The sequence below is a fragment of the Streptomyces flavovariabilis genome, assembly GCF_000725785.1.
Classification (GTDB): domain Bacteria; phylum Actinomycetota; class Actinomycetes; order Streptomycetales; family Streptomycetaceae; genus Streptomyces; species Streptomyces hawaiiensis.
Genome location: NZ_JNXD01000012.1, coordinates 1 through 25,194 on the forward strand (window position 1 = coordinate 1; position 25,194 = coordinate 25,194).

At 70.5% G+C, this 25,194-nt stretch carries 24 protein-coding genes and 2 riboswitches; of the genes, 14 read left to right on the plus strand and 10 right to left on the minus strand.

From position 1 onward, the window contains the following. Nucleotides 1–194 precede the first annotated feature (194 nt). The 6 genes from IO24_RS0121925 to gcvT all read right to left on the minus strand — a co-directional run bounded on the left by IO24_RS0121925 (nt 195) and on the right by gcvT (nt 6,733). Nucleotides 195–752: a glycoside hydrolase family 25 protein gene (locus IO24_RS0121925; protein ID WP_031137893.1), complete on the minus strand. Its 558-nt coding sequence runs from the start codon at nt 750–752 to the stop codon at nt 195–197. Nucleotides 753–893: 141 nt separating this feature from the next. Then, complete coding sequence (locus IO24_RS0121930; RefSeq protein WP_031137895.1) at nt 894–2,303, minus strand: MFS transporter; 1,410 nt, start codon at nt 2,301–2,303, stop codon at nt 894–896. A 104-nt stretch (nt 2,304–2,407) separates the two neighbouring features. Next, nucleotides 2,408–3,775, minus strand: coding sequence for an L-serine ammonia-lyase (locus tag IO24_RS0121935; protein WP_031137897.1), 1,368 nt, complete (start codon nt 3,773–3,775; stop codon nt 2,408–2,410). Nucleotides 3,776–3,862: 87 nt separating this feature from the next. Beyond that, entirely contained in the window at nt 3,863–5,125 is a 1,263-nt protein-coding gene (gene glyA / locus IO24_RS0121940) for a serine hydroxymethyltransferase (RefSeq protein WP_031137899.1), read from the minus strand. Nucleotides 5,126–5,133: 8 nt separating this feature from the next. Continuing rightward, nucleotides 5,134–5,511 carry a glycine cleavage system protein GcvH gene (gene gcvH, locus IO24_RS0121945; RefSeq protein ID WP_031137901.1) on the minus strand — a complete coding sequence of 126 codons (378 nt, stop codon included), beginning with the start codon at nt 5,509–5,511 and terminating at the stop codon, nt 5,134–5,136. 103 nt (nt 5,512–5,614) lie between these two features. Next, nucleotides 5,615–6,733, minus strand: a complete 1,119-nt coding sequence (gcvT, locus tag IO24_RS0121950) for a glycine cleavage system aminomethyltransferase GcvT (protein WP_031137903.1) — start codon at nt 6,731–6,733, stop codon at nt 5,615–5,617. A 38-nt stretch (nt 6,734–6,771) separates the two neighbouring features. Next, a riboswitch (glycine riboswitch) is annotated at nt 6,772–6,891 on the minus strand. Then, a riboswitch (glycine riboswitch) is annotated at nt 6,892–6,991 on the minus strand. A gap of 221 nt (nt 6,992–7,212) precedes the next feature. On the opposite strand from gcvT, the gene IO24_RS0121955 reads away from it, so the two are divergent. From IO24_RS0121955 to IO24_RS0121995, 9 genes are all read left to right on the plus strand, one after another. Then, nucleotides 7,213–7,887 carry an AAA family ATPase gene (locus tag IO24_RS0121955; RefSeq protein ID WP_031137905.1) on the plus strand — a complete coding sequence of 225 codons (675 nt, stop codon included), beginning with the start codon at nt 7,213–7,215 and terminating at the stop codon, nt 7,885–7,887. A 395-nt stretch (nt 7,888–8,282) separates the two neighbouring features. After that, on the plus strand, nt 8,283–9,071 hold the full coding sequence (locus IO24_RS0121960) for an enhanced serine sensitivity protein SseB (protein ID WP_031137907.1): 789 nt from the start codon (nt 8,283–8,285) through the stop codon (nt 9,069–9,071). 139 nt (nt 9,072–9,210) lie between these two features. Continuing rightward, nucleotides 9,211–10,011, plus strand: a complete 801-nt coding sequence (locus IO24_RS0121965; RefSeq protein ID WP_031137908.1) for an enhanced serine sensitivity protein SseB C-terminal domain-containing protein — start codon at nt 9,211–9,213, stop codon at nt 10,009–10,011. 344 nt (nt 10,012–10,355) lie between these two features. Next, the gene (locus tag IO24_RS0121970; protein WP_031137910.1) at nt 10,356–11,354 is read left to right on the plus strand and encodes an ABC transporter permease; all 999 of its coding nucleotides are present in this window, start codon (nt 10,356–10,358) and stop codon (nt 11,352–11,354) included. A gap of 8 nt (nt 11,355–11,362) precedes the next feature. Next, complete coding sequence (locus tag IO24_RS0121975) at nt 11,363–13,129, plus strand: ABC transporter substrate-binding protein (protein ID WP_199808879.1); 1,767 nt, start codon at nt 11,363–11,365, stop codon at nt 13,127–13,129. 91 nt (nt 13,130–13,220) lie between these two features. Then, nucleotides 13,221–14,231 carry an ABC transporter permease gene (locus IO24_RS0121980; RefSeq protein ID WP_031137913.1) on the plus strand — a complete coding sequence of 337 codons (1,011 nt, stop codon included), beginning with the start codon at nt 13,221–13,223 and terminating at the stop codon, nt 14,229–14,231. After that, nucleotides 14,228–15,310 carry an ABC transporter ATP-binding protein gene (locus IO24_RS0121985; protein ID WP_031137915.1) on the plus strand — a complete coding sequence of 361 codons (1,083 nt, stop codon included), beginning with the start codon at nt 14,228–14,230 and terminating at the stop codon, nt 15,308–15,310. Before IO24_RS0121980 ends, IO24_RS0121985 begins: the two co-directional genes overlap by 4 nt. Continuing rightward, entirely contained in the window at nt 15,307–16,446 is a 1,140-nt protein-coding gene (locus IO24_RS0121990) for an ABC transporter ATP-binding protein (RefSeq protein ID WP_037668188.1), read from the plus strand. The genes IO24_RS0121985 and IO24_RS0121990 overlap by 4 nt, the downstream gene beginning before the upstream one ends. Before the next feature lie 64 nt (nt 16,447–16,510). Beyond that, a complete protein-coding gene (locus tag IO24_RS0121995; RefSeq protein ID WP_031137919.1) occupies nt 16,511–17,185 on the plus strand; it encodes a trimeric intracellular cation channel family protein in 675 nt (224 codons plus the stop codon). Here IO24_RS0121995 and IO24_RS0122000 read toward each other — a convergent pair. Beyond that, nucleotides 17,076–18,311 (minus strand): alpha/beta hydrolase, encoded by a 1,236-nt coding sequence (locus IO24_RS0122000; RefSeq protein ID WP_031137921.1) that lies wholly within the window; start codon nt 18,309–18,311, stop codon nt 17,076–17,078. The two genes, IO24_RS0121995 and IO24_RS0122000, sit on opposite strands and share 110 nt — an antisense overlap. Before the next feature lie 148 nt (nt 18,312–18,459). Between IO24_RS0122000 and IO24_RS0122005 the strand changes: the two genes are divergently transcribed. Beyond that, nucleotides 18,460–19,320, plus strand: a complete 861-nt coding sequence (locus tag IO24_RS0122005; protein ID WP_031137923.1) for a thioesterase family protein — start codon at nt 18,460–18,462, stop codon at nt 19,318–19,320. Nucleotides 19,321–19,910: 590 nt separating this feature from the next. Here IO24_RS0122005 and IO24_RS0122010 read toward each other — a convergent pair. Then, a complete protein-coding gene (locus IO24_RS0122010) occupies nt 19,911–20,549 on the minus strand; it encodes a TetR family transcriptional regulator (RefSeq protein WP_031137925.1) in 639 nt (212 codons plus the stop codon). A 116-nt stretch (nt 20,550–20,665) separates the two neighbouring features. On the opposite strand from IO24_RS0122010, the gene IO24_RS44535 reads away from it, so the two are divergent. From IO24_RS44535 to IO24_RS0122025, 3 genes are all read left to right on the plus strand, one after another. Further along, nucleotides 20,666–20,830 (plus strand): hypothetical protein, encoded by a 165-nt coding sequence (locus IO24_RS44535; RefSeq protein WP_031103608.1) that lies wholly within the window; start codon nt 20,666–20,668, stop codon nt 20,828–20,830. 43 nt (nt 20,831–20,873) lie between these two features. Next, nucleotides 20,874–21,140, plus strand: coding sequence for a hypothetical protein (locus tag IO24_RS0122020; protein ID WP_031137929.1), 267 nt, complete (start codon nt 20,874–20,876; stop codon nt 21,138–21,140). A gap of 140 nt (nt 21,141–21,280) precedes the next feature. Continuing rightward, a complete protein-coding gene (locus tag IO24_RS0122025; protein ID WP_031137931.1) occupies nt 21,281–22,450 on the plus strand; it encodes a cysteine desulfurase family protein in 1,170 nt (389 codons plus the stop codon). A gap of 35 nt (nt 22,451–22,485) precedes the next feature. Here IO24_RS0122025 and IO24_RS0122030 read toward each other — a convergent pair whose 3' ends face one another. After that, the gene (locus IO24_RS0122030) at nt 22,486–23,151 is read right to left on the minus strand and encodes an N-acetylmuramoyl-L-alanine amidase (RefSeq protein ID WP_031137933.1); all 666 of its coding nucleotides are present in this window, start codon (nt 23,149–23,151) and stop codon (nt 22,486–22,488) included. Between the two features lie 60 nt (nt 23,152–23,211). Here IO24_RS0122030 and mnmA point away from each other — a divergent pair, with 60 nt between their 5' ends. Further along, nucleotides 23,212–24,342, plus strand: coding sequence for a tRNA 2-thiouridine(34) synthase MnmA (mnmA, locus tag IO24_RS0122035; protein WP_031137935.1), 1,131 nt, complete (start codon nt 23,212–23,214; stop codon nt 24,340–24,342). A 57-nt stretch (nt 24,343–24,399) separates the two neighbouring features. On the opposite strand, the gene IO24_RS0122040 is transcribed toward mnmA, so the two are convergent. Continuing rightward, on the minus strand, nt 24,400–25,182 hold the full coding sequence (locus IO24_RS0122040; protein ID WP_031137937.1) for an alpha/beta fold hydrolase: 783 nt from the start codon (nt 25,180–25,182) through the stop codon (nt 24,400–24,402). Between the last annotated feature and the right edge of the window lie 12 nt (nt 25,183–25,194).

Consider the following 25,194-nt stretch of genomic DNA (forward strand, 5'->3'; position numbering starts at 1 on the left):
AGGGCAACGGCGTTCACCAGGCCATGCTCGGCATCGCCCGGCTACACAACCTGGCCCTCGCCCGATAACCCACGCCCCATACGGGACAACCTCTAGGCAACAGGTATCGGCTCACACGTTGAACGCGTACCTGTCCGATCCTCCGGCGCACCGGCTCCGAACGGAGACGGAACGCGGCAGGTGACGTGGGCGGATCAGGCGTTTTCGGCCCATCTCCGCAGCGCCGCCTTGCTCTCGAAGTCGGCCACGTTCTTGTCCAGCGGGTCGTCGGTGTACTGGTGGAAGCGCCACTTGGCCTTGATGCGGGGCTTGCCCGCGGAGACGTAGTCGGCGATCCACAGGGCGTCGCCCGCATAGGACGTCGTGTCGATGTTGAGCCAGAAGTTTCGGTTGGCGTAGAGAATGACCCGGTTGTTCGGCCGAAGGTCCTTCACCTTGCGGATGAACAGGTCCTTCTCCGCGTTGCTCGCGTGCGTTCCGTTGCCGGTCGTCTCCCAGTCGACGGCGAGGATGTCACCCGCCCGGTCCGGCGCCTTGCCGACGAAGTACTCGGCCTGAGCGGTGAGGTTGCCGGGCCACAGGAAGTGGTAGAAGCCGACGACCAGCCCGGCGTCACGCGCCCGCTTCGTCTGGGCGGCAAGCTTGGGGTTGACGTAGGAACGCCCCTCGGTCGCCTTGACGAAGACGAAGGAAAGGCCGTCGGTGCTGTAGGAGGAGGACTGGTAGGCGCTCACGTCGATGCCGCGCAGCATGGGGTCTCCCTTGGTGCGGGTGGGGAGAAAGTTCCCCTGGTTCGGGGGTTGTTGTTATGCCCCGCGACGGCGGCCGTACGCCGGGCGTGAGGAGGCTCGCGAGCCTGCGGTGGTGAACGCCGGTGTGTTTGGCGGTCCGTTTCAGGAGGCGGGGGAGCCGGCCGGGGCGCGGGCCGCGTCGCCGTCGGCGGCCTCCCGGTCGTCCAGGGAGACGTCCTTGGTCTCCTTGCAGAGGAGGAGCGCGATCAGCGTCAGCACCGCCATCGCCGAGAGGTAGACGCCGACCAGCCACGGCGAGCCGTCCCCGGTCTCCCACAGCGCCACGGCGATGAACGGGGCGACCGCAGCCCCGAGTATCGAGCTGACGTTGTACGAGATGCCGGAGCCGGTGTAGCGCACGCTGGTCGGGAAGAGCTCGGGCAGGAGCGCGCCCATCGGACCGAACGTCATGCCCATCAGGGTGAAGCCGAGCACGAGCCACAGCACCACGCCGAGGGTGCCCAGGTCGATCAGCGGCACCCAGACCAGTCCGAAGACGATGATCGCGGCGGTGATCCAGATCAGGGTGGCGCGCCGCCCGTACCGGTCCGCGAGCGGACCGGAGACCAGGGTGAAGGCGGCGAAGAACAGCACGCCGAAGATCATCATGAGCACGAACGTGGTGTAGTCGTACCCCAGTCCGGGCACGGCCGCGTCCTTCGCGGTGCGCCCGTAGCTGAGCGAGAAGGTGGTCATCAGGTAGAAGAGCACGTAGGTCGCCAGCATGATGAAGGTGCCCAGGACCAACTGCTTCCCGTGGCTGCGCACCACTGTGGCGAGCGGCAGCCGCCGCACCCCGCCGGACTCGCGGGTCTTGGCGAAGACCGCCGACTCGACGAGCCGGGAACGCACCCACAGGCCGATCGCGACCATCACGGCGGAGAACAGGAACGGGATGCGCCAGCCCCAGCTGACGAAGGCGTCCGAGGGCTGCGAGGGGTCGGCGCCGGCCGCGGACGGCAGCAGCGCGCCGATGACCAGGAAAAGGCCGTTGCCGATGATGAAGCCGAGCGGGGCGCCCAGCTGCGGGAAGGTGCCGTACAGGGCGCGCTTGCCGCTGGGGGCGTTCTCGGTCGCGACCAGGGCGGCGCCGCTCCACTCGCCGCCGAGCGCGAAGCCCTGCGCGAGCCGCATCAGCACGAGCAGCGCGGTGGCCACCCAGCCGGCTTGGGCGTAGGTGGGCAGAACGCCGATGAGGAACGTGGCGATGCCCATGGTCAGGAGCGAGACGACGAGTGTCTTCTTGCGGCCGAGCCGGTCACCGAGGTGCCCGAAGACGATGGCGCCGATCGGGCGGGCGACCATCGCGGCGCCGAAGACCGCGAAGGACGACAGCAGCGCGGTGGTCGGGTCGCTGCTCGGGAAGAAGAGCTGGGGGAAGACGAGCACCGCGGCGGTCGCGTAGATGTAGAAGTCGTAGAACTCGATCGTCGTGCCCATGAGGCTGGCGACGAGGACGCGGGACCGTGGGTTGACGGGCGTCGGGGCTGAACCGGTGGCTGGTGCGGACATCGCTCGTGTCTTCACGCGTGAAACATGGGTACTGCAACGATGTCAGCCATCTTGTTTTTCGGTATCAACTTCTCGCATCGTGAGACACTGCCGCCGGGCACGCCCTAGCACTCGATGATGTTCACCGCCAGCCCGCCCCGGGCCGTCTCCTTGTACTTCACCGACATGTCCGCGCCGGTGTCCTTCATCGTCTTGATGACCTTGTCCAGGGACACCTTGTGGGAGCCGTCGCCGCGCATCGCCATGCGGGCGGCCGTGACGGCCTTCACCGCGGCCATGCCGTTGCGTTCGATGCAGGGGATCTGGACCAGGCCGCCCACGGGATCGCAGGTGAGGCCGAGGTTGTGCTCCATGCCGATCTCGGCGGCGTTCTCGACCTGCTCGGGCGAGCCGCCGAGGACCTCGGCCAGGGCGCCCGCGGCCATGGAGCAGGCGGAGCCGACCTCGCCCTGGCAGCCGACCTCGGCGCCGGAGATGGAGGCGTTCTCCTTGAAGAGCATGCCGATCGCGCCCGCGGCGAGCAGGAAGCGGACCACGCCCTCCTCGTCGGCCCCCGGCACGAAGTTGACGTAGTAGTGCAGGACCGCCGGGATGATGCCGGCGGCACCGTTGGTGGGCGCGGTGACGACCCGGCCGCCCGCGGCGTTCTCCTCGTTGACCGCCATGGCGTAGAGGGTGATCCACTCCATGGAGAGGGCCAGCGGGTCGCCCTCGGAGCGCAGCTTGCGCGCGGTGTTCGCGGCCCGGCGGCGCACCTTGAGCCCGCCCGGCAGGATGCCCTCCTGGGACAGTCCGCGCGCCACGCAGTCCCGCATCACCTGCCAGATCTCCAGCAGGCCCTCGCGGATCTCCTCCTCGGAGCGCCAGGCCCGCTCGTTCTCCAGCATCAGCGCGGAGATGGACAGGCCCGTCTCCTCGGCCAGGCGCAGCAGCTCGTCACCCGTGCGGAAGGGGTACTTCAGCACGGTGTCGTCGAGTTTGATGCGGTCCGCCCCGACCGCGTCCTCGTCGACGACGAACCCGCCGCCGACCGAGTAGTACGTCTTCGTCAGCAGCTCCGCGCCCGAGGCGTCGTAGGCCCACAGCGTCATGCCGTTCGCGTGGTACGGCAGGGCCTTGCGGCGGTGCAGGACCATGTCGTCGTCGAAGGAGAACGCGATCTCGTGCTCGCCGAGCAGGTTCAGCCGGCCGCCGGTCCTGATCGCCTCCACCCGCTCGTCGGCGCTCGCCACGTCGACCGTGCGGGGCGAGTCGCCCTCCATGCCGAGCAGCACCGCCTTGGGCGTGCCGTGGCCGTGCCCGGTCGCGCCGAGCGAGCCGTACAGTTCCGCGCGGACCGAGGCGACGGACCCCAGGAGCTCCTCGTTGCGCAGCCGCCGGACGAACAGGCCGGCCGCCCGCATCGGGCCGACGGTGTGGGAGCTGGACGGGCCGATGCCGATCGAGAACAGGTCGAAGACCGAGATGGCCACGGGGGAACTCCTGACTACGGGGGTGGTGCAGAGGGGGTGGGCGCCGCGCCCGCTTGTGGCGGACGCGGCACCCGAAAGGTTTTTTCGTTACTTGTTCAGACCCGGGTACAGCGGGTGCCTGTCGGCCAGGGCCTTCACCCGGGCCTTGAGGGCCTCGGCGTCGTAGGACGGCTTCAGCGCCTGGGCGATGACGTCCGCGACCTCCGCGAAGTCCTCGGTGCCGAAGCCCCGGGTCGCCAGCGCCGGCGTGCCGATCCGCAGACCGGACGTCACCATCGGCGGACGCGGGTCGTTCGGGATCGCGTTCCGGTTGACCGTGATGCCCACCTCGTGGAGGCGGTCCTCGGCCTGCTGGCCGTCCAGCTCCGAGTGGCGCAGGTCGACCAGGACGAGGTGCACGTCCGTGCCGCCGGACAGGACGTCCACGCCCACGGCCCGGACGTCGTCCTTCACCAGACGCTCGGCCAGGATGCGGGCACCCTCCAGCGTACGGCGCTGGCGCTCCTTGAAGTCCTCCGAGGCGGCGACCTTGAAGGAGACGGCCTTGGCGGCGATCACATGCTCCAGCGGGCCGCCCTGCTGACCGGGGAAGACGGCGGAGTTGATCTTCTTGGCCAGTTCGGCCGTGGAGAGGATCACACCGCCGCGCGGGCCGCCGAGGGTCTTGTGGGTCGTGGTGGTGACCACGTGCGCGTGCGGCACCGGGTTCGGGTGCAGCCCCGCCGCCACGAGACCCGCGAAGTGGGCCATGTCGACCATCAGGTACGCGCCGACCTCGTCCGCGATCCGGCGGAACTCGGCGAAGTCCAGCTGCCGCGGGTACGCCGACCAGCCGGCGACGATCAGCTTCGGCCTGGACTCCTTCGCCAGCCGCTCCACCTCGGCCATGTCGACCCGGCCGTCCTCGCCCACGTGGTAGGCGACGACGTCGTAGAGCTTGCCGGAGAAGTTGATCTTCATGCCGTGGGTCAGGTGCCCGCCGTGCGCGAGATTCAGACCCATGATGGTGTCGCCCGGCTTCAGCAGCGCGAACATCGCGGCCGCGTTGGCCTGGGCGCCCGAGTGCGGCTGGACGTTGGCGTGCTCGGCGCCGAACAGCTCCTTGACCCGGTCGATCGCGATCTGCTCGACCACGTCGACGTGCTCGCAGCCGCCGTAGTAGCGGCGGCCCGGGTAGCCCTCGGCGTACTTGTTGGTGAGGACCGAGCCCTGCGCCTCCATGACCGCGGCCGGAGCGAAGTTCTCCGAGGCGATCATCTCGAGCGTGGACTGCTGGCGGTGGAGCTCGGCGTCGACCGCTGCGGCGACCGCCGGGTCGAGCTCGTGCAGGGGTGTGTTCAGGACGGACATACGACTCCTCAGCCCGCGGAGAACGCGGTGTACTCGTCGGCGGAGAGCAGGTCGCCCGGCTCGTCCGTGACCCGCACCTTGAACAGCCAGCCGCCCTCGAAGGGGGCCGAGTTCACCAGCGACGGGTCGTTCACGACGTCCTCGTTGACCTCGGTGACCTCACCGGAGACGGGGGAGTACAGGTCGGACACCGACTTGGTCGACTCCAGCTCGCCGCAGGTCTCGCCGGCGGACACGGAGTCACCGACCTCGGGAAGCTGGACGAACACGACATCGCCGAGCGCGTTGGCCGCGTGCTCCGTGATGCCGACCGTCGAGACGCCGTCCTCGGCGGCCGACAGCCACTCGTGCTCCTTGCTGTAGCGCAGCTCTTCGGGGTTGCTCATGGCCTGGATTCTCCTGTACGCGCGGGAGTGCTGTGGAAGGGGGGACTACTGGTGAGCTGGGACGACGGGCACGGGACCGCTGCCGCGGCCCTCCGGCCAGTGTCTACTTCTGGCGCTTGTAGAACGGCAGCGCCACGACCTCGTACGGCTCGTGACTGCCCCGGATGTCCACGCCCACGCCGGTCGTGCCGGGCGCGGCGTGCGCGGCGTCGACATACGCCATCGCGACCGGCTTGCCGAGGGTGGGGGAGGGGGCGCCGGAGGTGACCTCGCCGATCACCTCGCCGCCGGCGACGACGGCGTACCCGGCGCGCGGGACCCGGCGGCCCTCGGCGATCAGGCCGACCAGGACGCGCGGCGGATTCTGCTCGGCGCGGGCGGCGGCCTCGCGCAGGGCCTCACGGCCCACGAAGTCGCCCTCCTTCTCGAACTTCACCACCCGGCCGAGACCGGCGTCGAAGGGCGTCAGGGAGGTGCTCAGCTCGTGCCCGTACAGCGGCATGCCCGCCTCCAGGCGCAGCGTGTCGCGGCAGGACAGCCCGCAGGGGACCAGCCCGGCGCCCTCGCCGGCCTTGGTCAGGGCCTGCCACAGCTCGACCGCGTGCTCGGGCTTCACGAACAGCTCGAAGCCGTCCTCGCCGGTGTAGCCGGTCCGGGCGATCAGGGCCGGGACGCCCGCGACCGTGCCGGGCAGCCCGGCGTAGTACTTCAGGCCGTCGAGGTCGGCGCCGGTCAGGGACTTCAGGATTCCCGGGGACTCCGGACCCTGCACGGCGATCAGCGCGTAGGCGTCCCGGTCGTCGCGCACCTCGGCGTCGAAGCCGGCGGCGCGCTCGGTCAGCGCGTCCAGGACCACCTGGGCGTTGGAGGCGTTGGCGACGACCATGTACTCGGTCTCCGCGAGCCGGTAGACGATCAGGTCGTCCAGGATGCCGCCGTCGGCCCGGCAGATCATGGTGTAGCGGGCGCGGCCCGGCTTCACGCCCCCGATGTTGCCCACCAGGGCGAAGTCGAGGAGGGCGGCGGCCTGCGGGCCGGTGACGGTGATCTCGCCCATGTGGGAGAGGTCGAAGAGCCCGGCCTTCGTGCGCACGGCGGTGTGCTCGTCGCGCTCGGAGCCGTAGCGCAGGGGCATGTCCCAGCCGGCGAAGTCGGTCATCGTCGCGCCGAGCGAACGATGCAGGGCATCGAGCGCGGTGTGGCGCAGTGGCGTACTGCTCATCGGTCGGTCGTCTCCAAGGGCATGACGGGCGAGGTCGTTCCTCCCCATCTGTCATCGGAACCTGAGAGGTTCGCCATGACCGCACGGGTCCTGGCTTGCACCTTGGGTGGGGCCACGCCTCCGTCGTGCGGAGGGGACGGCCCGCTTTTCAGATGTGCCTCGCCCGCGCGGTAACGGGGCCTGAGAGATTCAAGGGAGGGACTTGCTCCTTCGGCGCCCCAGCTCTTGCGGTGCTGGGGACTCTCCCGCGCGGATTCAAACGGCCGGTATGCAGTTGGCGGGCACATCATTGCACGCATCCTTCCGGCGCGGCAGGGGGACCTTTCACAGGGAGTGCACGAGTCCGCCCGCCGGACACAGAGACCTGTAGCAGCCCTGTTGCAGGACAAGAACGTAAATGAGAGGCCTGCGGCATTACCTTCTCTTTACACTCGGCGGGGATGGGACTCCGTACCTGGCCCCAGGGGAGGACGATCACGGTGAACAGGACCACCGCGTACGCGACGACGGGCATGGCGCTGCCCGAGCAGCCGGCCGCCGCTCCGGTCCGGGCGGTCCGCGCCCCGGTGCCGGCGCCGGCGCCGGTCGTCCGCGATCTGCGCGACCGCGCCGGGCGCGGCCCGCGCGCGCTGCTGTTCGGCCCCCGCGACCTCGTCGTGGTCACGGGACTGCCCGGCAGCGGCAAGTCCACGCTGATGCGGCGCACCGTGCCGGACCGGCGCGTCGACTCCCAGGACACCCGTGACCGCTGGGCCCGCCGCATGCCGCGCGCCCTGCCGTACGCGCTCTACCGCCCGCTCGTCCGCCTCGCCCACTACGCCGGGCTGCGCCGTGCCCTGCGCACGGGTGAGGGCCTCGTGGTGCACGACTGCGGCACACAGGCCTGGGTTCGCCGCTGGCTCGCCCGCGAGGCCCGCCGCCGGGGCGGCACGCTCCACCTGCTCCTCCTCGACGTCACCCCCGAGCAGGCCCTGGCCGGCCAGCGCGACCGGGGCCGCGGCGTCTCGCGCTACGCGTTCCTGCGCCACCGCGCCGCGAGCACCCGCCTCCTGCACGCGGTGGAACGCGGCGACCTCCCCTCCGGCTGCGGCTCCGCCGTCCTGGCCGACCGGGACGCGGCGAACGCGCTCCACAGAATCGGCTTCACGGGCTGAGGGGGCTGGGGCCGGGGCGGCGTACGAGTGTCGCGCGCCGGTGGGAGGTGGCTGGGCCTCCGGGGCCGCTGCCTGGGAGCGTGCGCTGTGGTGCGTGCGTTGGTCCCGCCGCCTCCAGGAGTGCTGTGCCCGGTGGGATGTGGCCGGCCTCAGGGGCGGCCGCCTCGGGGGCACGTGCCGTGGTCCTCGTGCCGACCCGTCGCATCCCTGCGCCGCGGGCTCACGGACAGGCCTCCGGGCCGGCCGCCTGCGGTCGCGCGGTGTGGCGCACGGGCGGTTCCGGGCTCAACCTCGTCCGCCGGCGCCCACCCCACCGTCCACAGCCCGACCTCCCCGCGCCCCTGAGCCGTTAGCCTTTTGAGCCACAGCAGTGGTTCCAGGCAGGCGGTAGGCAGATGGACATCCCGGCGGACTTCTCCGCGGACTTTCCGGCGCAGACGCAGACCCACCCGCACGGCGGTTGGCCCGGCAACGAGCTGGAGGAGGTGCTCTCGGCCTCCCTCAGCGCCGGACCGGCGGCCGGCGGGCGGATCGTCGAGGTGCTCGGCCGGAGCTTCGTATGGATCCCGCTGCCCAGCGGCGGCGGCCCGCACAGCGGCCCCCTCGACCTGCCCGGCATCGAGATCGACGGCCAGGCGTTCGTGCCGGTGTTCAGCTCAGAGGAGCAGTTCCGCCAGGTCGCCGGCTCGCACATGTCGTACACCATCGCGCCGGCCGTGGAGTTCGCCCGCGGTCTGCCCCCGCACGCGGGGATAGCCATCAACCCCGGCGGCGTGGTCGGCATCCCGCTCCCGCCGCCCGCCGTGGCGGAGCTGTGCCGGGCCGGCCGGACCCCGCTGGACGGTCCCGCGAGCGGCGGCCGGGTCCGCCTCTTCGAACCCGACTGGCAGGACGACCCGGTGGACTTCCTGGCCGCCGCCTCCGCCGAGTTCGAGGCGACCGGCGTGGTCGTCACGGCACGCCGCTGTCTCGCGGTGATCGAGACCGCCGACCCGGTGATGTTCGTGGGCGTCGAACTCTCCCAGTGGGAAGGCGACCTGCGCGCCCTCCCCCTGGACGCCCTCACCCGTGCCGTCACCGCCGCCCCGGCCCCCTGGCCGGTCAACCTGGTGCTCCTGGACGTGACGGAGGACCCGGTGGGCAACTGGATGAGAGACCGGGTCCGGCCCTTCTACCAACGGTAGGGCAACGCGCCGAAGGGGCGGGGGGAACGGCGCGAGAACCCCACACGGCCCGCACCCGCGCGACGCCATCAGGTTCCGCGTCCGGCGGGCGGGCTTAAGCTAGGGCACGGTCGAGGCGTTGTACGAAGGGGCGGTAAAGGTGAGCGCGAGCGGCACGGCCGCGGCCGGACAGGTCGAGCACATGCTGCGCCAGGTCACGCCCGGGCGTTACGACGCCTACGAGGCACTCCTGCGCGCGCTCGCGACCCCGCACACCGGCCAGATCTGGATGCTCCTGTGGCACGGCCAGGCAGGCTCCCCCGACGCCCAGTACGGGAACATGGACGTCGACGGCTGCGGCTACGCCCCCTGCGTGACGTCCGCCCAGGAGCTCTCGGCCAGTGGCTGGAACCGCTCGTACGAGGTGGTCGACGGCGTCGACGTCGCCCGCGCGCTCTACCCCGACCACTTCGGCCTCTGGCTCAACCCGCACGCCCCCGGCGGCGGCGTCGGCATCCCCTGGCTCGACCTGCGCCGGATCGCCACGGGCCTGGACCGCCAGCCCGCCGGCCCGCTGCGCCTGTCCGAACCGGCCATCGAGATCCCGCAGTTCTACGCCCTGCTCGCGCAGAACGCCCACCGCACTCCGGCGGTCCGCTCGCTGCGCCGCGCCTGGGTGCAGCCGGCGCTCGGGGCGCCGTACCTCGCCATCGGACTGGATGTGTACGACACCTCGCCGCCGGCCGTGGACTCCGTGCGCGCGATGATGCAGCAGTCCCTCGGTGCCGTGCCGGACGGGCTCCCCGTGTCGACCGTCGCCATGTCCGACGAGCACGACCCGGTCGCCATGTGGCTGCGCGCGAGCGCCCGCCCCTTCTACGACCGCGAGGCGCACGCCACCGCCCCCGTCCAGGCCCCGGCCTCCGGCTACGGATACCCTCCGGCTCAAGGCCGGTACTGATCGGCTGGAAGCAGCCTCCCGGAGCCCCTCCCGCGCCATTTCACGAACGCGAGAATCCCTCAGCTCTCCGCGCGTAGATAGGGGTGAAATGCGCACCTGTGTCCTAAAATGCCCCTGTCTCAGCGCGTCCGACCCCCGTTACTCACTGTCCGGATAACGGAACTCCGCAGACAGCATCACGTTTACGCATCCATTCATCGCCAAGTCTGGCAACAGATCGCCAAAGCGTTGAAGACTCCCCGCAAGACACGGGCCGGGTCGGTCTCGTGGATGAGACAAACAAAACCGCTACAGCGGCAGCCAGGGGCTCGGCGATCGCCGGCCCGAGAGGGGTCAATCGCACCGTGACCGCACCGATCGAGACCACCGGGGCGGAAGCCGGAGCACAGCCCGAGGCCGTGCTCTCCGGGGTCAAGAAGAGCCAGATCGAAGGGCGCTCGCTCACCCAGATCGCCTGGATGCGCTTCAAGCGGGACAAGGTGGCGATGGCGGGAGGCGTCGTCGTCATCCTGCTCGTGCTGATGGCGGTGTTCTCCAAGCCGATCCAGTGGATCTTCAACCTCGATCCGAACAAGTTCAACCAGGACCTCATCGACCCGGCGCTGCTCGCCCCCAAGGGCGGCTGGGGAGGTATGAGTTGGGACCACCCGCTCGGTGTGGACCCCCAGTACGGCCGCGACATGCTCGCCCGCATCATCGACGGCTCCTGGGTCTCCCTCCTGGTCGCGGGCGGCGCCACACTGCTGTCCGTGTGCCTCGGCACCGTGCTCGGTGTCGTGGCCGGGTACTACGGCGGCTGGATCGACAGCGTCATCAGCAGGCTGATGGACACCTTCCTCGCGTTCCCGCTGCTGCTGTTCGCCATCTCGATCTCGGCCTCGGTGCAGGACGGTTTCTTCGGCCTCGAAGGCCTGTCCCTGCGCATCTGCGTGCTGATCTTCGTGATCGGCTTCTTCAGCTGGCCGTACATCGGCCGCATCGTGCGCGCCCAGACGATGACCCTGCGCAAGCGGGAGTTCATCGAGGCCGCCACGAGCCTCGGGGCACGCGGCCCGTACATCCTGTTCCGGGAACTGCTCCCGAACCTCGTCGCGCCGATCCTCGTCTACTCGACGCTGATCATCCCGACGAACATCCTTTTCGAGGCCGCACTGAGCTTCCTCGGTGTCGGTATCGCTCCGCCGCAGGCTTCCTGGGGCGGCATGCTCAGCAACGCTGTGGACCTCTACACGGCTGATCCGCAGTACATGTTCGTGCCCGGACTGGCGATCTTCATCACCGTCCTGGCCTTCAACCTGCTGGGTGACGGGCTGCGTGACGCCCTCGACCCTCGCAGCAAGTGATCCATCGAATGAGGGGGCTTCCTCAGGTGAAGACGAGAAGGGTGACCGCCGGCGTTGCGTCGGTCCTGGCACTGTCGCTGGGTGCTGCCGCGTGCGGCGGCGGAGGTGACGACAACGACGGGGGAGGCAACGGCAAGAAGGACGCCGCGCTGAACTCGATCGTCAACGCGTCGGACAAGAAGGGAGGGACGGTCACGTACGAGCACTCGGACGTGCCGGACTCCCTCGACCCGGGCAACACGTACTACGGCTGGGTCCAGAACTTCTCCCGCCTCTACGGCAGAACGCTCACCACGTTCAAGCCGGCGGCGGGCAAGGAAGGCCTGGAGGTAGTGCCGGACCTCGCCGAGGGACTCGGCAAGTCCAGCCCGGACGCCAAGACCTGGACGTACAAGCTGCGTGCGGGTGTGAAGTTCCAGGACGGCACCCCGGTGACGTCCAAGGACGTGAAGTACGCCATCGAGCGCTCCAACTTCGCGCCCGAGGCGCTGTCCAACGGCCCGACGTACTTCAAGTCGTACCTGGAGGGCGGCGACAAGTACAAGGGCCCCTACAAGGACAAGTCCGCCGAGGGCATCAAGTCCATCGAGACGCCGGACGACCGGACGATCGTCTTCAAGCTGAAGCAGCCGTTCGCCGACTTCGACTACCTGGCGACGTTCTCGCAGACGGCTCCGGTGCCGAAGTCCAAGGACACCGGCGCGAAGTACGTGCAGGCCATCCAGTCCTCCGGCCCGTACCAGTTCCAGTCCTACGAGGAGGGCCGCGGCGCCACCCTCGTGCGCAACCCGCAGTGGGACGCCAAGACGGACCCGGTCCGCAAGGCCCTGCCGGACAAGATCTCGATCAAGTTCAAGGTCAACCCGGTCACGGTCGACAACAACCTGCTCTCCGACAAGATCACGGCTGACGCGGCCGGCACGGGTGTGCAGCCGCAGACCCAGCCGAAGGTGCTGCGCGGCAAGTACGCCAACCAGACGGACAGCTCGTACGCGGGTGCGACGCAGTACATCGCGCTCAACGTCAACGTGAAGCCGTTCGACAACGCCGAGTGCCGCAAGGCCGTGCAGTGGGGCCTCGACAAGCAGTCGGTGCTCGACGCCATGGGCGGTTCGCCGAAGGGCGACGTGGCGACCACGCTGCTGCCGCCGTCGGTGAACGGCTACACCAAGTTCGACACCTACGCCACCGACGGTCACAAGGGTGACGCGGCCAAGGCCAAGGCGGCGCTGAAGGCGTGCGGCAAGCCGAACGGCTTCAACACCATTCTGACCGCCCGCTCCGACCGCCCCGCCGAGATCGCCGCCGCGACCGCCACCCAGGCGTCGCTGAAGAAGATCGGCATCAACGTCGAGATCAAGCAGTTCCCCTCCGGCAAGTACTTCTCCAACTTCGCCGGTGTCCCGAGCTACGTCCACGACAACAAGCTCGGCATGCTCTCGATGGCGTGGGGTGCCGACTGGCCGACCGGCTACGGCTTCCTCGACCAGATCATCAACGGTGCCGCCATCAAGCCCTCGGGCGGCAACAACCTGATGGAGCTGGACGACCCGAAGATCAACAAGGCCCTGACGGACGCGATCGCCAACACCGACGACGCGGCCCGCACCAAGGCCTGGGGTGACATCGACAAGATGGTCCTCGACAACGCCTCGGTCGTCCCGCTGGTCTACCGCAAGAACCTGCTGCTCCGGCCGGCGTCCGCGAACAACGTCACGGTCACGCAGGCCTACCTCGGCATGTACGACTACCTGCTGATGAGCTCCTCGAAGTAACTCAGCAGGCCGGATCCTTTCGAAAGGCAGGTGAAGGCACCGGGTGGCCGCGGCGGACGACCCCGCCGCGGCCACCCGGGGCCGTACAGCTGTGGCTGCGTACATCCTCCGACGCGTCATGGGCGCGGTGCTGTTGCTGCTGGTGGTCAGCGCAGTCACCTTCGCCATCTTCTTCCTGGTCCCCCGCCTCGGGGGGCAGACGGCCGACCAGTTGGCCACCCAGTATGTCGGCAAGGACGCGAACCCCGAGTCCGTCGCCGCGATCAAGCAGAACCTGGGTCTGGACCAGCCGGTCTACGTCCAGTACTGGGACTTCATCAAGGGCCTCGTGGTGGGCGCCGACTACAAGTTCGGTCCCGACGCGACGCACTGCAGCGCACCCTGCTTCGGGTACTCGTTCAAGAACCACGTCGAGGTGTGGCCCCAGCTCCAGGACCGCATCCCCGTCTCCTTCTCGCTGGCCGTCGGTGCCGCGGTGATCTGGGTGGTCTTCGGTGTCACGACCGGCGTCATCTCGGCACTGCGCAAGGGCAAGCCGATCGACCGCGGCGCCATGTTCATCGCGCTCGCCGGCGTCTCGCTCCCGATCTTCTTCACCGGCCAGATCCTGCTCGCGCTCTTCGTCTACGAGATCCCCATCTGGGACAGCATCGACTACGTCCCGTTCACGGAGAACCCCGCCGAATGGGCCTGGCACCTGGTGCTGCCCTGGGTCAGCCTCGCGTTCCTCTTCTCCGCGCTCTACGCCCGGCTCACCCGGGCGGGCATGCTGGAGACGATGAACGAGGACTACATCAGAACGGCCAGGGCCAAGGGTCTCAAGGAGACCACGGTCGTGGCCAAGCACGGCCTGCGCTCCGCGCTCACCCCGATCGTCACCATCTTCGGCATGGACTTCGGCACCCTGGTCGGCACCGCGGTGCTCACGGAGACCGTCTTCTCGCTGCAGGGCATCGGTGCCTACGCCGTCCAGTCCATCCAGCAGAACGACCTGCCCATCATCATGGGCGTGACCCTGGTCGCCGCGTTCTTCATCGTCTTCTGCAATCTGATCGTCGACCTGGTGTACGCCGCCATCGACCCCCGGGTGAGGTACTCGTGAGCAAGCTCGACAAAGCCGCGCTCGGCGAACCGGACACCACCGCCCCGTCCGTCCCGGACGACGTGTTCCTGTCCGTCCGTGACCTGCGCATCCACTTCGACACCGACGACGGTCTGGTCAAGTCCGTCGACGGCGTCAGCTTCGACGTGCGCAAGGGCAAGACCCTGGGCATCGTGGGCGAGTCCGGCTCCGGCAAGTCGGTCACCTCGCTCGGCGTGATGGGCCTGCACCGCTCGGCGCGCGCCAAGGTCTCCGGCGAGGTGTGGCTGGACGGCCAGGAGCTGATCGCGGCTGACCCCGACGACGTACGGCGGCTGCGCGGCCGGAAGATGGCCATGATCTTCCAGGACCCGCTGTCGGCGATGCACCCGTACTACTCGGTGGGGCACCAGATCGTCGAGGCGTACCGCGTCCACCACGACGTCAGCAAGAAGGCGGCCAGGCAGCGGGCGATCGAGATGCTCGACCGCGTCGGCATCCCCGAGCCGGCCAAGCGCGTCGACGGCTACCCGCACGAGTTCTCCGGCGGTATGCGCCAGCGCGCCATGATCGCCATGTCGCTGGTGAACAACCCCGAGCTGCTCATCGCCGACGAGCCGACCACCGCCCTGGACGTCACCGTGCAGGCGCAGATCCTCGACCTGATCCACGACCTGCAGAAGGAGTTCGGCTCCGCGGTCATCATGATCACCCACGACCTGGGTGTGGTCGCCGAGATGGCCGACGACCTGCTGGTCATGTACGGCGGCCGGTGCGTGGAGCGCGGCCCCGCGGAGGACGTGTTCTCCGAGCCCCGCCACCCCTACACCTGGGGCCTGCTCGGCTCGATGCCGCGTCTGGACCGCGAGGAGACCGACCGGCTCATCCCGATCAAGGGCGCGCCGCCCTCCCTCATCAACCTCCCGTCCGGCTGCGCCTTCCATCCGCGCTGCCCGTACGCGGACATCCCGAAGGACAACGTCACCCGCACGGTCCGCCCCGAGCTGACCGAGGTCGGCGGCTCGCACTGGGCCGCCTGCCACATGACGCAGGAGCAGCGGGAGCGTATCTGGACCGAAGAGATTGCGCCGAAGCTGTGAGCGACGACAAAACGGTGAGCACACCGGAGACCAGCGGGGGCACCCTCACCAAGGGCACCACCGCCGACGGCGAGGTCCTGCTGAAGGTGACCGGCCTTCAGAAGCACTTCCCGATCCGCAAGGGCCTGCTCCAGCGGCAGACCGGCGCGGTGCGTGCCGTCGACGGCATCGACTTCGAGGTGCGCCGGGGCGAGACGCTCGGCGTCGTCGGCGAGTCGGGCTGCGGCAAGTCCACCATGGGCCGGCTGATCACCCGGCTGCTCGAACCGACCGGCGGCTCGGTCGAGTTCCAGGGCAAGGACATCACGCACCTGAAGACCGGCGAGCTGCGCCCCATGCGCCGCGACGTGCAGATGATCTTCCAGGACCCGTACTCCTCGCTGAACCCCCGCCACACGATCGGCACGATCGTCGGCGCCCCCTTCCGGCTCCAGGACGTCGACCCCGAGGGCGGCGTGAAGAAGGAGGTCCAGCGGCTGCTGTCGGTGGTCGGCCTCAACCCCGAGCACTACAACCGCTACCCGCACGAGTTCTCCGGCGGCCAGCGCCAGCGCATCGGCATCGCCCGCGCCCTCGCGCTCAACCCCAAGCTGGTCGTGGCGGACGAGCCGGTCTCCGCGCTGGACGTGTCGATCCAGGCGCAGGTGGTGAACCTGCTGGACGACCTCCAGGAGGAGCTGGGCCTGACGTACGTGATCATCGCGCACGACCTGTCGGTGGTCCGGCACGTCTCCGACCGGATCGCGGTGATGTACCTCGGCAAGATCGTCGAGCTGGCCGACCGCGACAAGCTGTACAAGTCGCCGATGCACCCGTATTCCAAGGCCCTGCTGTCGGCCGTGCCGATACCGGATCCCAAGCGCCGGGGCGTCAAGAGCGAGCGCATCCTGCTCAAGGGCGACGTGCCCTCGCCGATCTCCCCGCCGAGCGGCTGCCGCTTCCACACCCGGTGCTGGAAGGCGACGGAGATCTGCAAGACGACCGAGCCGCCGCTCAAGGAGCTGCGGGCCGGGCAGCAGGTCGCCTGTCACCACCCGGAGAACTTCGAGGACCAGCAGCCGCAGGACACCAAGCTGCTGTCCTCGGCCAAGGAGGTCGCCGCGGAGAACGGCGGCGCCACCTCCGTGCAGAAGTGAGTCCGGCCGAGCCCCCGCCCTCGCACATCGGGGCGGGGGCTCACCCGTAGGTGAAAATGTCCGGGTGCTCCAGCAACTCTTCAGCCCGTCCGTCCAGCACACGCTCGACCTGATCGGCATCTTCGTCTTCGCGATCTCCGGCGCCCTGCTGGCCGTGCGCAAGAACTTCGACGTGTTCGGCATGGCCGTCCTCGCCGAGGTCACCGCGCTGGGTGGCGGACTGTTCCGCGACCTGGTCATCGGGGCCGTACCGCCCGCCGCCTTCACGGACCTGGGGTACTTCCTCACCCCGCTGCTCGCCACCCTCCTCGTCTTCTTCCTGCACCCGCAGGTGGAGCGCATCCAGGGCGCGGTGAACGTCTTCGACGCGGCCGGCCTCGGCCTGTTCTGCGTCGCCGGCACCATCAAGGCGTACGAGTACGGGCTCGGCCTGACCGCCTCCGCCGGCCTGGGGCTCACCACCGCCGTGGGCGGCGGTGTGCTGCGGGACGTCCTCGCCAACGAGGTGCCCTCGCTGCTGCGCTGGGACCGCGACCTGTACGCCGTCCCGGCCATCGTCGGCTCCGCCCTGGCCGCCGTGTGCATCCGCTACGACGCGCTGAACCCGCTCACCAGCGGACTCGCGGTGGTCACCGCCTTCGTACTGCGCCTGCTCGCGATGCGGTACCACTGGCGAGCTCCGCGGGCATGGCACCGGCGGTCGACGGTGAGCGAGGAGGAACAACCCGTCCTGCCGTGACGGGGCCGAGGCCCATCTCCTGGGTCAGCCAGCGGAACACCGGGACCACCTGCGGCCGCCACAGCGCCATGTTGTGGCCGCCCGCGCTCTTCGGGATGTACACGACGTGCACGGTCGTCGGCGCCTTCGCGGTCCGCTCCAGGGCCACGGCGGCCTCGTAGCCGTCGTGCGGCTGGCCGGAGAGGTACAGCGCGATCCGCGGCGGGACGGGCGCCCCGCGCAGCATCAGGTACGGGTTGTTCTCGGCGCGCAGGGCGGGGCTCTGCGCGGTGAGCGAGTCGCGTTCGCCGATCGGGTCGTTGTAGCCGGACAGGCTGACGGCGGCCCGGTAGCGGTCGGGGTGGGCGACGGCGAGCCGGGCTGCGCAGTGCGCCCCGGCCGAGTAGCCGGCCACGGCCCAGCCCCGCGGGGCGGACTCGGCACGGAAGTTGTCCATGACCATTTTCGGCACGTCGACGCTCAGCCAGGTGTCGGCGTTGACCGTGCCCGGGATGTTGGCGCACCCGGTGTCGACCCCGGCCAGCAGGTTGGTGCGGGGCGCGACCAGGATGAACGGGGCCACCCGGCCGTCGCGCATCAGCGGCTCCAGCTGCTCGTGCGCGTGCAGCGAGCCGAACCACGCCTTCGCCGAGCCGGGGTAGCCGGGCAGCAGCTCCACCACAGGGAACGTGCGGTGCCGGTAGGCCGGTTCGTCGTACTGGGGCGGCAGCCAGACGTAGACCTCGGCGTTCACCCCCGACACCAGGCCCCTGAGCTGGGTCACCCGAACCCCGCCGGCCGCGCCCATCCCGGGCCCGGTGGCCGGCTCGAAGGTCTGCCGCACCTTGGGCAGCCGCTTGAGCGAGATGCCGCCGGTGCCGTCGGTGCCCAGATCCGCCGCCTGCTGCACATGATCGCCGGTGCCGAGCAGGTCGGCCCAGTCGTCGTACAGGTTGTTGGCGTTGTTGACCAGCGTGAAGACCAGGGCCACGGCCGTCCCCTGTGCGAACAGCAGCATCAGCGCCCGGGCCGCGGCACGCAGGGCCCGGGGTCCGCGGATGCGTGACCAGAGGACCAGCGGCAGTACGAGGGCGCCGACGGTCAGGACGACCAGCGTGCAGAGGAACGGTGTTCCGGTGAGGCTCATACCCCTACAGAGAGGGGGAGGGGTCCGGGGGGTTTACGGACGAGTCGGACACTTACCGAGTAATTGCCCGTGTCTCACCAAGATGTGACCGGCCCAGGGCCGGAGTGGAAAGCTACCGCTTAGTAGTAAGTTCTTGTACTGTTCAGCCATGCCAGAAGCAGCCACTGCCCCGGCCGCCCGGGCCACGATCGGTGACAGCGAGTTCGACCGCGACACCGCGCTCACCCGCCGCGCGCCGGGCGTCTACGCCATCGCCCTCTCCGCCGGCTGGACGATCATCAGCGCCGTCAACGGCGGCTACCTGCTGGCCGTCCTGGGCCGCGCCCTCGCGGACGCCCTGCCGCACGCCGACCCCTTCACGATCTCGGCGCACTACCTGACCGCGTCCCAGCCCGGCCCGGCGGTTGTCCGCACGGACGTCGTCCGCACCGGCCGCACCCTGTCGACCGGCCAGGCCTCCCTCTTCCAGTACGACGACGAGGGCCGCGAGGTGGAACGCATCCGTGTCCTCGCCTCCTACGGCGACCTGGACACCCTGCCCGACGACGTCCGCACGACGGCCCGGCCGCCCGCGATCCCGCCGCTGGAGGACTGCTTCGGCCCCGAGGACGGGCCCGCCCCCGTAGACGGCAGCTCGGCCATCACCGACCGCCTGATGCTCAAGCTCGACCCGTCCACCCTCGGCTGGGCCCTCGGGCAGCCCTCCGGCAAGGGCGAGATGCGGGCCTGGTTCGGACTCAAGGACGGGCGCGACCCCGACCCGCTCTCCCTGCTGCTCGCGGTCGACGCCCTGCCGCCCACCGCCTTCGAGATCGGGCTGAAGGGCTGGGTCCCCACCGTCGAGCTGACCGTGCACGTCCGCTGCCGCCCGGCCCCGGGCCCGCTGCGGGTGTCGATCACCACGCGCAACCTCGCCGGCGGCTTCCTGGAGGAGGATGCCGAGGTGTGGGACAGCGCCGACCGGCTGGTCGCGCAGTCCCGGCAGCTGGCGCGGGTCCGGCTGGGCTGAACTTTGCCTCGCTGACAGGCAGGTCACAGGGCGGCCCCAAGGGAGGCCTAGGCGTCGTTGGTTGAGTACTCGCCTCAGGACTCCCTCGCCTTCCCTGGAGCTGTCTCTCATGAAGCGTGTGCGTCTCCTTCCCGCCGTGGCCCTGCTGGCGCTCTCGCCCCTGGCCCTGGTGGCCTGCGGCTCGGGTGACTCCTCGTCCTCCTCGAACAGGGGCGGCTCCGGGCAGCAGGCCTGCCGGGCACCCTCGGGGGCGGTTTCGGGCGCTCCGTCCGGCGCGCCCTCGGGGGCCCCGTCGGGTGCCGCCTTCGCGGGTGCCGAACCGACGGGTACGCCCTCCGGGGCTCCTTCGGGGATGCCCGGCGGCGCGCCGGGAGGCGGGCAGGGCGGCCCCGGCGGGGGCCAGGGCGGTGGCTGCGGCGGCCCGGGGGGCGGCGGTCAAGCCGCGGGCGGGCAGGGGGAGCAGCCGCAGCGGTCGCGGAGGGAGCAAGAGGCCCAGTAGGCGCCGAACGGCCGGTCCGGGTCCATCCGGCACGGCAAGGGCGGCGCGTCCGGTGAACGGGCGCGCCGCCCCGGTGCGTTGTGCGAGGGGTTCAATCCAGCCAATGCTGCCGGCCGAGGCCGATCAGCCGCATCTGGCGGGTCGCCAGCCGGGTGAGGCGCCGGGTGCGCTCCGCGCGCTCCTCCTCCGGCCCCTCCAGGGCCTCCAGGAACAGCGACGCCGTGCTCAGCATCTGGTCGACGTAGAGATGCGCGAGCATCAGCAGGTCGTCCTCGCTCCAGCCGCGGGACACCGAATCCTTGGCCAGTTCGTCCTTGACCTCCTGGGCGAAGCGGGCCAGTTGGTCCCTTATCGCCTCCCGGACCGGCTGAACTCCGCCATGTCGTTCACGGGCGATGAAGCGGACGTGGGCGGGGTACCCGTCCACGTGACGGGCGATCAGGTCGATGGCACGCGTGATGCGTTCCTCGGGGTCGCCCGTCGTGGACACCGTCGTCCGGATCATCGGGTGCAGGCTGCCCAGCGCCTCCTCGACCAGGGCCACGCCCAGATCCGCCGTGGAGCGGAAGTGGCGGTAGAAGGCGGTCGGGGCGACACCGACGGCGCGGGTGACCTCACGAAGCCCCAGGCTGCTCAGGCTCTGTTCCTCCAGCAGCGCCAGGGCCGCGTCCAGGAGTGCCTGCCGGGTCTTCTGCTTCTGGGCCTGCCGGATGCCGAGGGTGTGACTCATACCATGCAGTTAACAACTGTTCTCTGGAATTGAAAAGTCATGAGAGACGCTAGACTGGGAAGTCAGTGAACAAGTGTAACCACAACCGTTCACCGAAACCCTGGGAGCTGTTAACCGTGCTGTTCATCGTCGCCGCACTCCTGCTGCTGGGTGTCGTCCTGGGCACCGTGGCCCACGCGCCGCTCACCTTCTCCGTCGCCGTCGGCGCCGTCATCGCCGTCTGGCTGGGCATCTTCGCGCTCCGCGAGCGCGGCCGCCGCCGCCACACGCAGGCCCACTGACACCGACCACACCCTTTCGAACCGACTTCGGGAGTCGATCACCATGCAGCTCACCGCTCCGGCCTCACGCCGCACCGGCATCCGTGACACCGACGGCATGGCCGTCGCGTCCTTCATCCTCGGCCTGCTCGGTCTGCTCGTGCTCAACCTCTTCCTCGGCCCGATCGCCATCGTGCTGGCCGGCGTCGCCCTGTGGCGCGGCACCGAGCGCCGCGGCCGTGCGTGGCTCGGCCTGGGGCTGGGCGTCGCCGACCTTCTGGTCCTCGCGGCCTTCATGGAGTTCGACAGCACGATCTCGTGGAGCTTCTGAGCCGCTGCCGGACAGCCGTCCGCCGGTACGCCGCGGCCGGGCCCGGGGACGACGGGCCGTCGCCGCGCCGGAAAGCGGTTCACGTTCGGCCAGCCTTGCTCTGAGGCCGGTCGAAGGGGAGCCGTAGAATCGGGCTCACCATGGCTTACCTCGACCACGCCGCGACCACCCCGATGCTCCCGGAGGCGGCAGAGGCGCTCACCGCCCAGCTGAGTGCCACCGGCAACGCGTCCTCCCTCCACGCATCCGGCAGGCAGGCCCGCCGCACCGTCGAGGAGGCCCGCGAGACCCTCGCCGAAGCCCTCGGCGCCCGCCCCAGCGAGGTCGTCCTCACCTCGGGCGGCACGGAGGCCGACAACCTCGCCGTCAAGGGCCTTTACTGGTCACGCCGCGACGCCGACCCGGCCCGCACCCGCGTCCTCGCCAGCCCCGTCGAGCACCACGCCGTCCTCGACGCCGTGCACTGGCTCGGCGAACACGAGGGCGCCACCGTCGAGTACCTGCCGGTCGATTCCCACGGCCGCGTCCACCCGGACGCCCTGCGCGAGGCGATCGCCCGCAACCCCGACGACGTCGCCCTCGCCACCGTCATGTGGGCGAACAACGAGATCGGGACCATCCTGCCGATCCGTGAACTCGCCCGAACGGCAGACGAGTTCGGAGTCCCGCTGCACTCGGACGCCGTCCAGGCCTTCGGTCAGATCCCCGTGGACTTCGCCGCCTCCGGCCTCGCCGCGATGACCGTCTCGGGCCACAAGATCGGCGGCCCCTACGGCATCGGCGCGCTGATCCTCGGCCGCGAGCACACCCCCGTACCGGTCCTGCACGGCGGCGGCCAGGAGCGCCATGTGCGCTCCGGGACCCTCGACGTCCCCGCCATCGCCTCCTTCGCCGTAGCCGGACGGCTGGCCGCCGAGCAGCGCGAGTGGTTCGCCCGCGAGATCGGCGCCCTGCGCGACGCCCTCGTCAGCGCGGTCCGTTCGGCCGTACCGGACGCGATCCTCGGCGGTGACCCGGACCCGGAGGGGCGCCTCCCGGCGAACGCGCACTTCACCTTCCCCGGCTGCGAGGGCGACTCCCTGCTGCTCCTGCTCGACGCCCAGGGCATCGAGTGCTCCACCGGCTCCGCCTGCACCGCCGGCGTCGCCCAGCCCAGCCATGTCCTCCTCGCCACCGGCACGGACCCCGACCTGGCCCGCGGCACCCTGCGCTTCTCCCTCGGCCACACCTCCACCGAGGCCGACATCGAGGCCCTGGCGAAGGCCATCGGCCCGGCGGTGGAACGGGCGCGGGCGGCGGGGCTGACCTAGGGGATGTCCCCGCGGGCCCGGACGCGCCTTGACGGTCAGGCCGTTGTCGTGGCCGCCCGGCGTATCAGCCGCATGTACTTGTCCCAGTCCCAGTGCGGCCCCGGGTCCGTGTGGTCCGTGCCCGGGACCTGCACGTGGCCGATGATGTGCTCGCGGTCGACGGGTATGTCGTAGCGGGCGCAGATCCGGGCCGTGAGACGGGCCGAAGCCTCGTACATCTCGTCCGTGAGGTCCTGCGGGCGGTCCACGAAGCCCTCGTGCTCGATGCCGACACTGCGCTCGTTGTAGTCGCGGTTGCCCGCGTGGTAGGCCACGTCCAGCTCCCGGATCATCTGCGTGACGTGCCCGTCCTGCCGGACGATGTAGTGCGTGGCCGCCTTGTGTCCCGGGTCCTGGAAGGCCTTCACCGCGCTGTCGAAGCTGCCCTGCGTGACGTGGACGATCACCATGTCTATGCCGAAGTCGTCGGGCCGGTCCGCACGGCGCCAGTTCGCGTCCGACGCCGCCACCCAGCGCGCGCCCGTGTAGTCGACCGCGCCTTCCTCACGCGGCTTCTCGACGCCCGGAGCGCGCCACCACAGACGCGCCAGCTCGTCCCGGGCCAGAACGGCGGAGCCCGCCGCGGCCACCGTGCCGCCGATCAGCAGCGCGCGGCGGCCGACCTTCCGGTCGCCGTCCTTCGAAGCCTTCCGCTGTCCCATGTGATCGTCAACGGTTACTCGGCGGCCGTGGTTCCCGCGCCCCCTTACCCTGGAAGGGTTATGACTGAAACCCCGCAGCGCCCCCGCCCCCTCCGCGTCCTGGCCGCCATGTCCGGCGGAGTGGACTCCGCCGTCGCCGCCGCCCGCGCGGCCGAAGCGGGCCACGACGTGACCGGCGTCCACCTCGCGCTCTCCGCCAACCCCCAATCCTTCCGGACCGGCGCGCGGGGCTGCTGCACCATCGAGGACTCACGCGACGCCCGCCGCGCCGCGGACGTCATCGGCATCCCGTTCTACGTGTGGGACCTCGCCGACCGCTTCCGCGAGGATGTCGTCGAGGACTTCGTCGCCGAGTACGAGGCCGGCCGCACCCCCAACCCCTGCCTGCGCTGCAACGAGAAGATCAAGTTCGCCGCCCTCCTCGACAAGGCGCTCGCGCTCGGCTTCGACGCGGTCTGCACCGGCCACTACGCCCAGGTGATCGTCCGTGAGGACGGCACCCGCGAACTGCACCGCGCCTCCGACATGGCCAAGGACCAGTCGTACGTCCTCGGCGTGCTCGACGACCGGCAGCTCGCCCACGCGCTGTTCCCGCTCGGCGACACCGTCACCACCAAGGACGAGATCCGTGCGGAGGCCGAGCGCAGGGGCCTGGCCGTGGCCAAGAAGCCCGACTCGCACGACATCTGCTTCATCGCCGACGGCGACACCCAGGGCTTCCTCGCGGACCGGCTCGGCCGCTCCGAGGGCGACATCGTCGACGAGTCCGGCAACCGGCTCGGCACGCACGACGGCGCGTACGGCTTCACCATCGGCCAGCGCAAGGGCCTGCGCATCGGCACCCCGGCCCCCGACGGCAAGCCGCGCTACGTCCTCGACATCTCGCCGGTGGACAACACGGTGACCGTCGGCCCGGCGTCCGCCCTGGACGTCAGCGCCCTCACCGCCGTCAAGCCCCGCTGGTGCGGCGCCGCCCCCACGGGCCCCGGCAGCTACACCGCCCAGCTGCGCGCGCACGGCGGCGAGACCGAGGTCACCGCCGAGGTCGTCGACGGCTCCCTGGAGGTCGTCTTCACCGAGCCCGTCCGCGGCGTCGCCCCCGGCCAGGCGATCGTGCTGTACGACGGCACGCGCGTGGTGGGCTCGGCGACGATCGCGTCGACGACCCGGGCGACGGCGGGCGTGGCCTGATCCGGCCGCCGGGCGCGGCGGCCGGATCCACGCGCGCGTGCCCCCGGGCCGCCCGCCTCAGTCCCGGCTGAAGAACTCCGTCAGCACCGGCGCCAGCACGTTCGGCTCGACCATGTGCGTCTGCCCCTGGAGCGTGCGGTACGTGCCCTCGGGAACGGAGTCCGCGATCGCCCGGGCCGCCTCGCGCAGCCACGCGGGGCTCGCGTCGCCCGCGACCGCCAGGACAGGCACACCGACCGAGCCCAGCCGGGAGCGCGGGACCCGGCCGTCACCCATGACGGCATCGTCGTAGGCGAGGCTGGAGGCCATCGCCTCCATGCCGGCCCACATGGGGGACTGGCGGGCGCCCTGGATCACCCCCTCGGCCAGGCCGGTCAGGCGCAGGAACAGTTCGACCGCCTCCCCGCGCCTCCCCGCGCCGAGCGCCTCCGTCAGCCGCTCGGTGTACTCGGCACGCTCCTTGGCGCCCTCCTCGGACATCGCGAACGGCGTCTCGTAGACGGCCACACGCCGCACCGGCAGTCCGCCGGCCGCCGCCTCCAGCGCCAGGGCACCGCCCGAGGAGATGCCGTACAGGAAGGCCTCGCCGCCCACCGCCTCGATCACCGCGGCCAGGTCCTCGACCTCACGCTCCACGGCGTACGGCGCGGTGTCCGCGCTGGCGCCGCGGCCCCGGCGGTCGTACACCACGGCCTGGAAACGCTCCGAGAGCGACACGGCCAGCGGCGCCAGAGTGCCGCCCGTCGACATCGCGCCGCTCACCAGGACGACCGCGGGACCGCGGCCGGTGCTCTCGTAGGCGATGCGGGTGCCGTCGCGCGAAAGGATCTTCTTGTCCATGCTCATGCAGAC

Excerpts from the sequence above, each read along its gene's own strand:
- IO24_RS0122000 (WP_031137921.1), bottom strand. The coding sequence starts at position 18,311 with ATGAGCCTCACCGGAACACCGTTCCTCTGCACGCTGGTCGTCCTGACC.
- IO24_RS0122025 (WP_031137931.1), top strand. The coding sequence starts at position 21,281 with ATGGCTTACCTCGACCACGCCGCGACCACCCCGATGCTCCCGGAGGCG.
- IO24_RS0122005 (WP_031137923.1), top strand. The coding sequence starts at position 18,460 with ATGCCAGAAGCAGCCACTGCCCCGGCCGCCCGGGCCACGATCGGTGAC.
- IO24_RS0122030 (WP_031137933.1), bottom strand. The coding sequence starts at position 23,151 with ATGGGACAGCGGAAGGCTTCGAAGGACGGCGACCGGAAGGTCGGCCGC.
- gcvH (WP_031137901.1), bottom strand. The coding sequence starts at position 5,511 with ATGAGCAACCCCGAAGAGCTGCGCTACAGCAAGGAGCACGAGTGGCTG.
- IO24_RS0122010 (WP_031137925.1), bottom strand. The coding sequence starts at position 20,549 with ATGAGTCACACCCTCGGCATCCGGCAGGCCCAGAAGCAGAAGACCCGG.
- IO24_RS0121975 (WP_199808879.1), top strand. The coding sequence starts at position 11,363 with ATGAGGGGGCTTCCTCAGGTGAAGACGAGAAGGGTGACCGCCGGCGTT.
- mnmA (WP_031137935.1), top strand. The coding sequence starts at position 23,212 with ATGACTGAAACCCCGCAGCGCCCCCGCCCCCTCCGCGTCCTGGCCGCC.
- IO24_RS0122040 (WP_031137937.1), bottom strand. The coding sequence starts at position 25,182 with ATGGACAAGAAGATCCTTTCGCGCGACGGCACCCGCATCGCCTACGAG.
- IO24_RS0121925 (WP_031137893.1), bottom strand. The coding sequence starts at position 752 with ATGCTGCGCGGCATCGACGTGAGCGCCTACCAGTCCTCCTCCTACAGC.
- IO24_RS0121960 (WP_031137907.1), top strand. The coding sequence starts at position 8,283 with ATGGACATCCCGGCGGACTTCTCCGCGGACTTTCCGGCGCAGACGCAG.
- IO24_RS0121930 (WP_031137895.1), bottom strand. The coding sequence starts at position 2,303 with ATGTCCGCACCAGCCACCGGTTCAGCCCCGACGCCCGTCAACCCACGG.
- glyA (WP_031137899.1), bottom strand. The coding sequence starts at position 5,125 with ATGTCCGTCCTGAACACACCCCTGCACGAGCTCGACCCGGCGGTCGCC.
- IO24_RS0122020 (WP_031137929.1), top strand. The coding sequence starts at position 20,874 with ATGCAGCTCACCGCTCCGGCCTCACGCCGCACCGGCATCCGTGACACC.
- gcvT (WP_031137903.1), bottom strand. The coding sequence starts at position 6,733 with ATGAGCAGTACGCCACTGCGCCACACCGCGCTCGATGCCCTGCATCGT.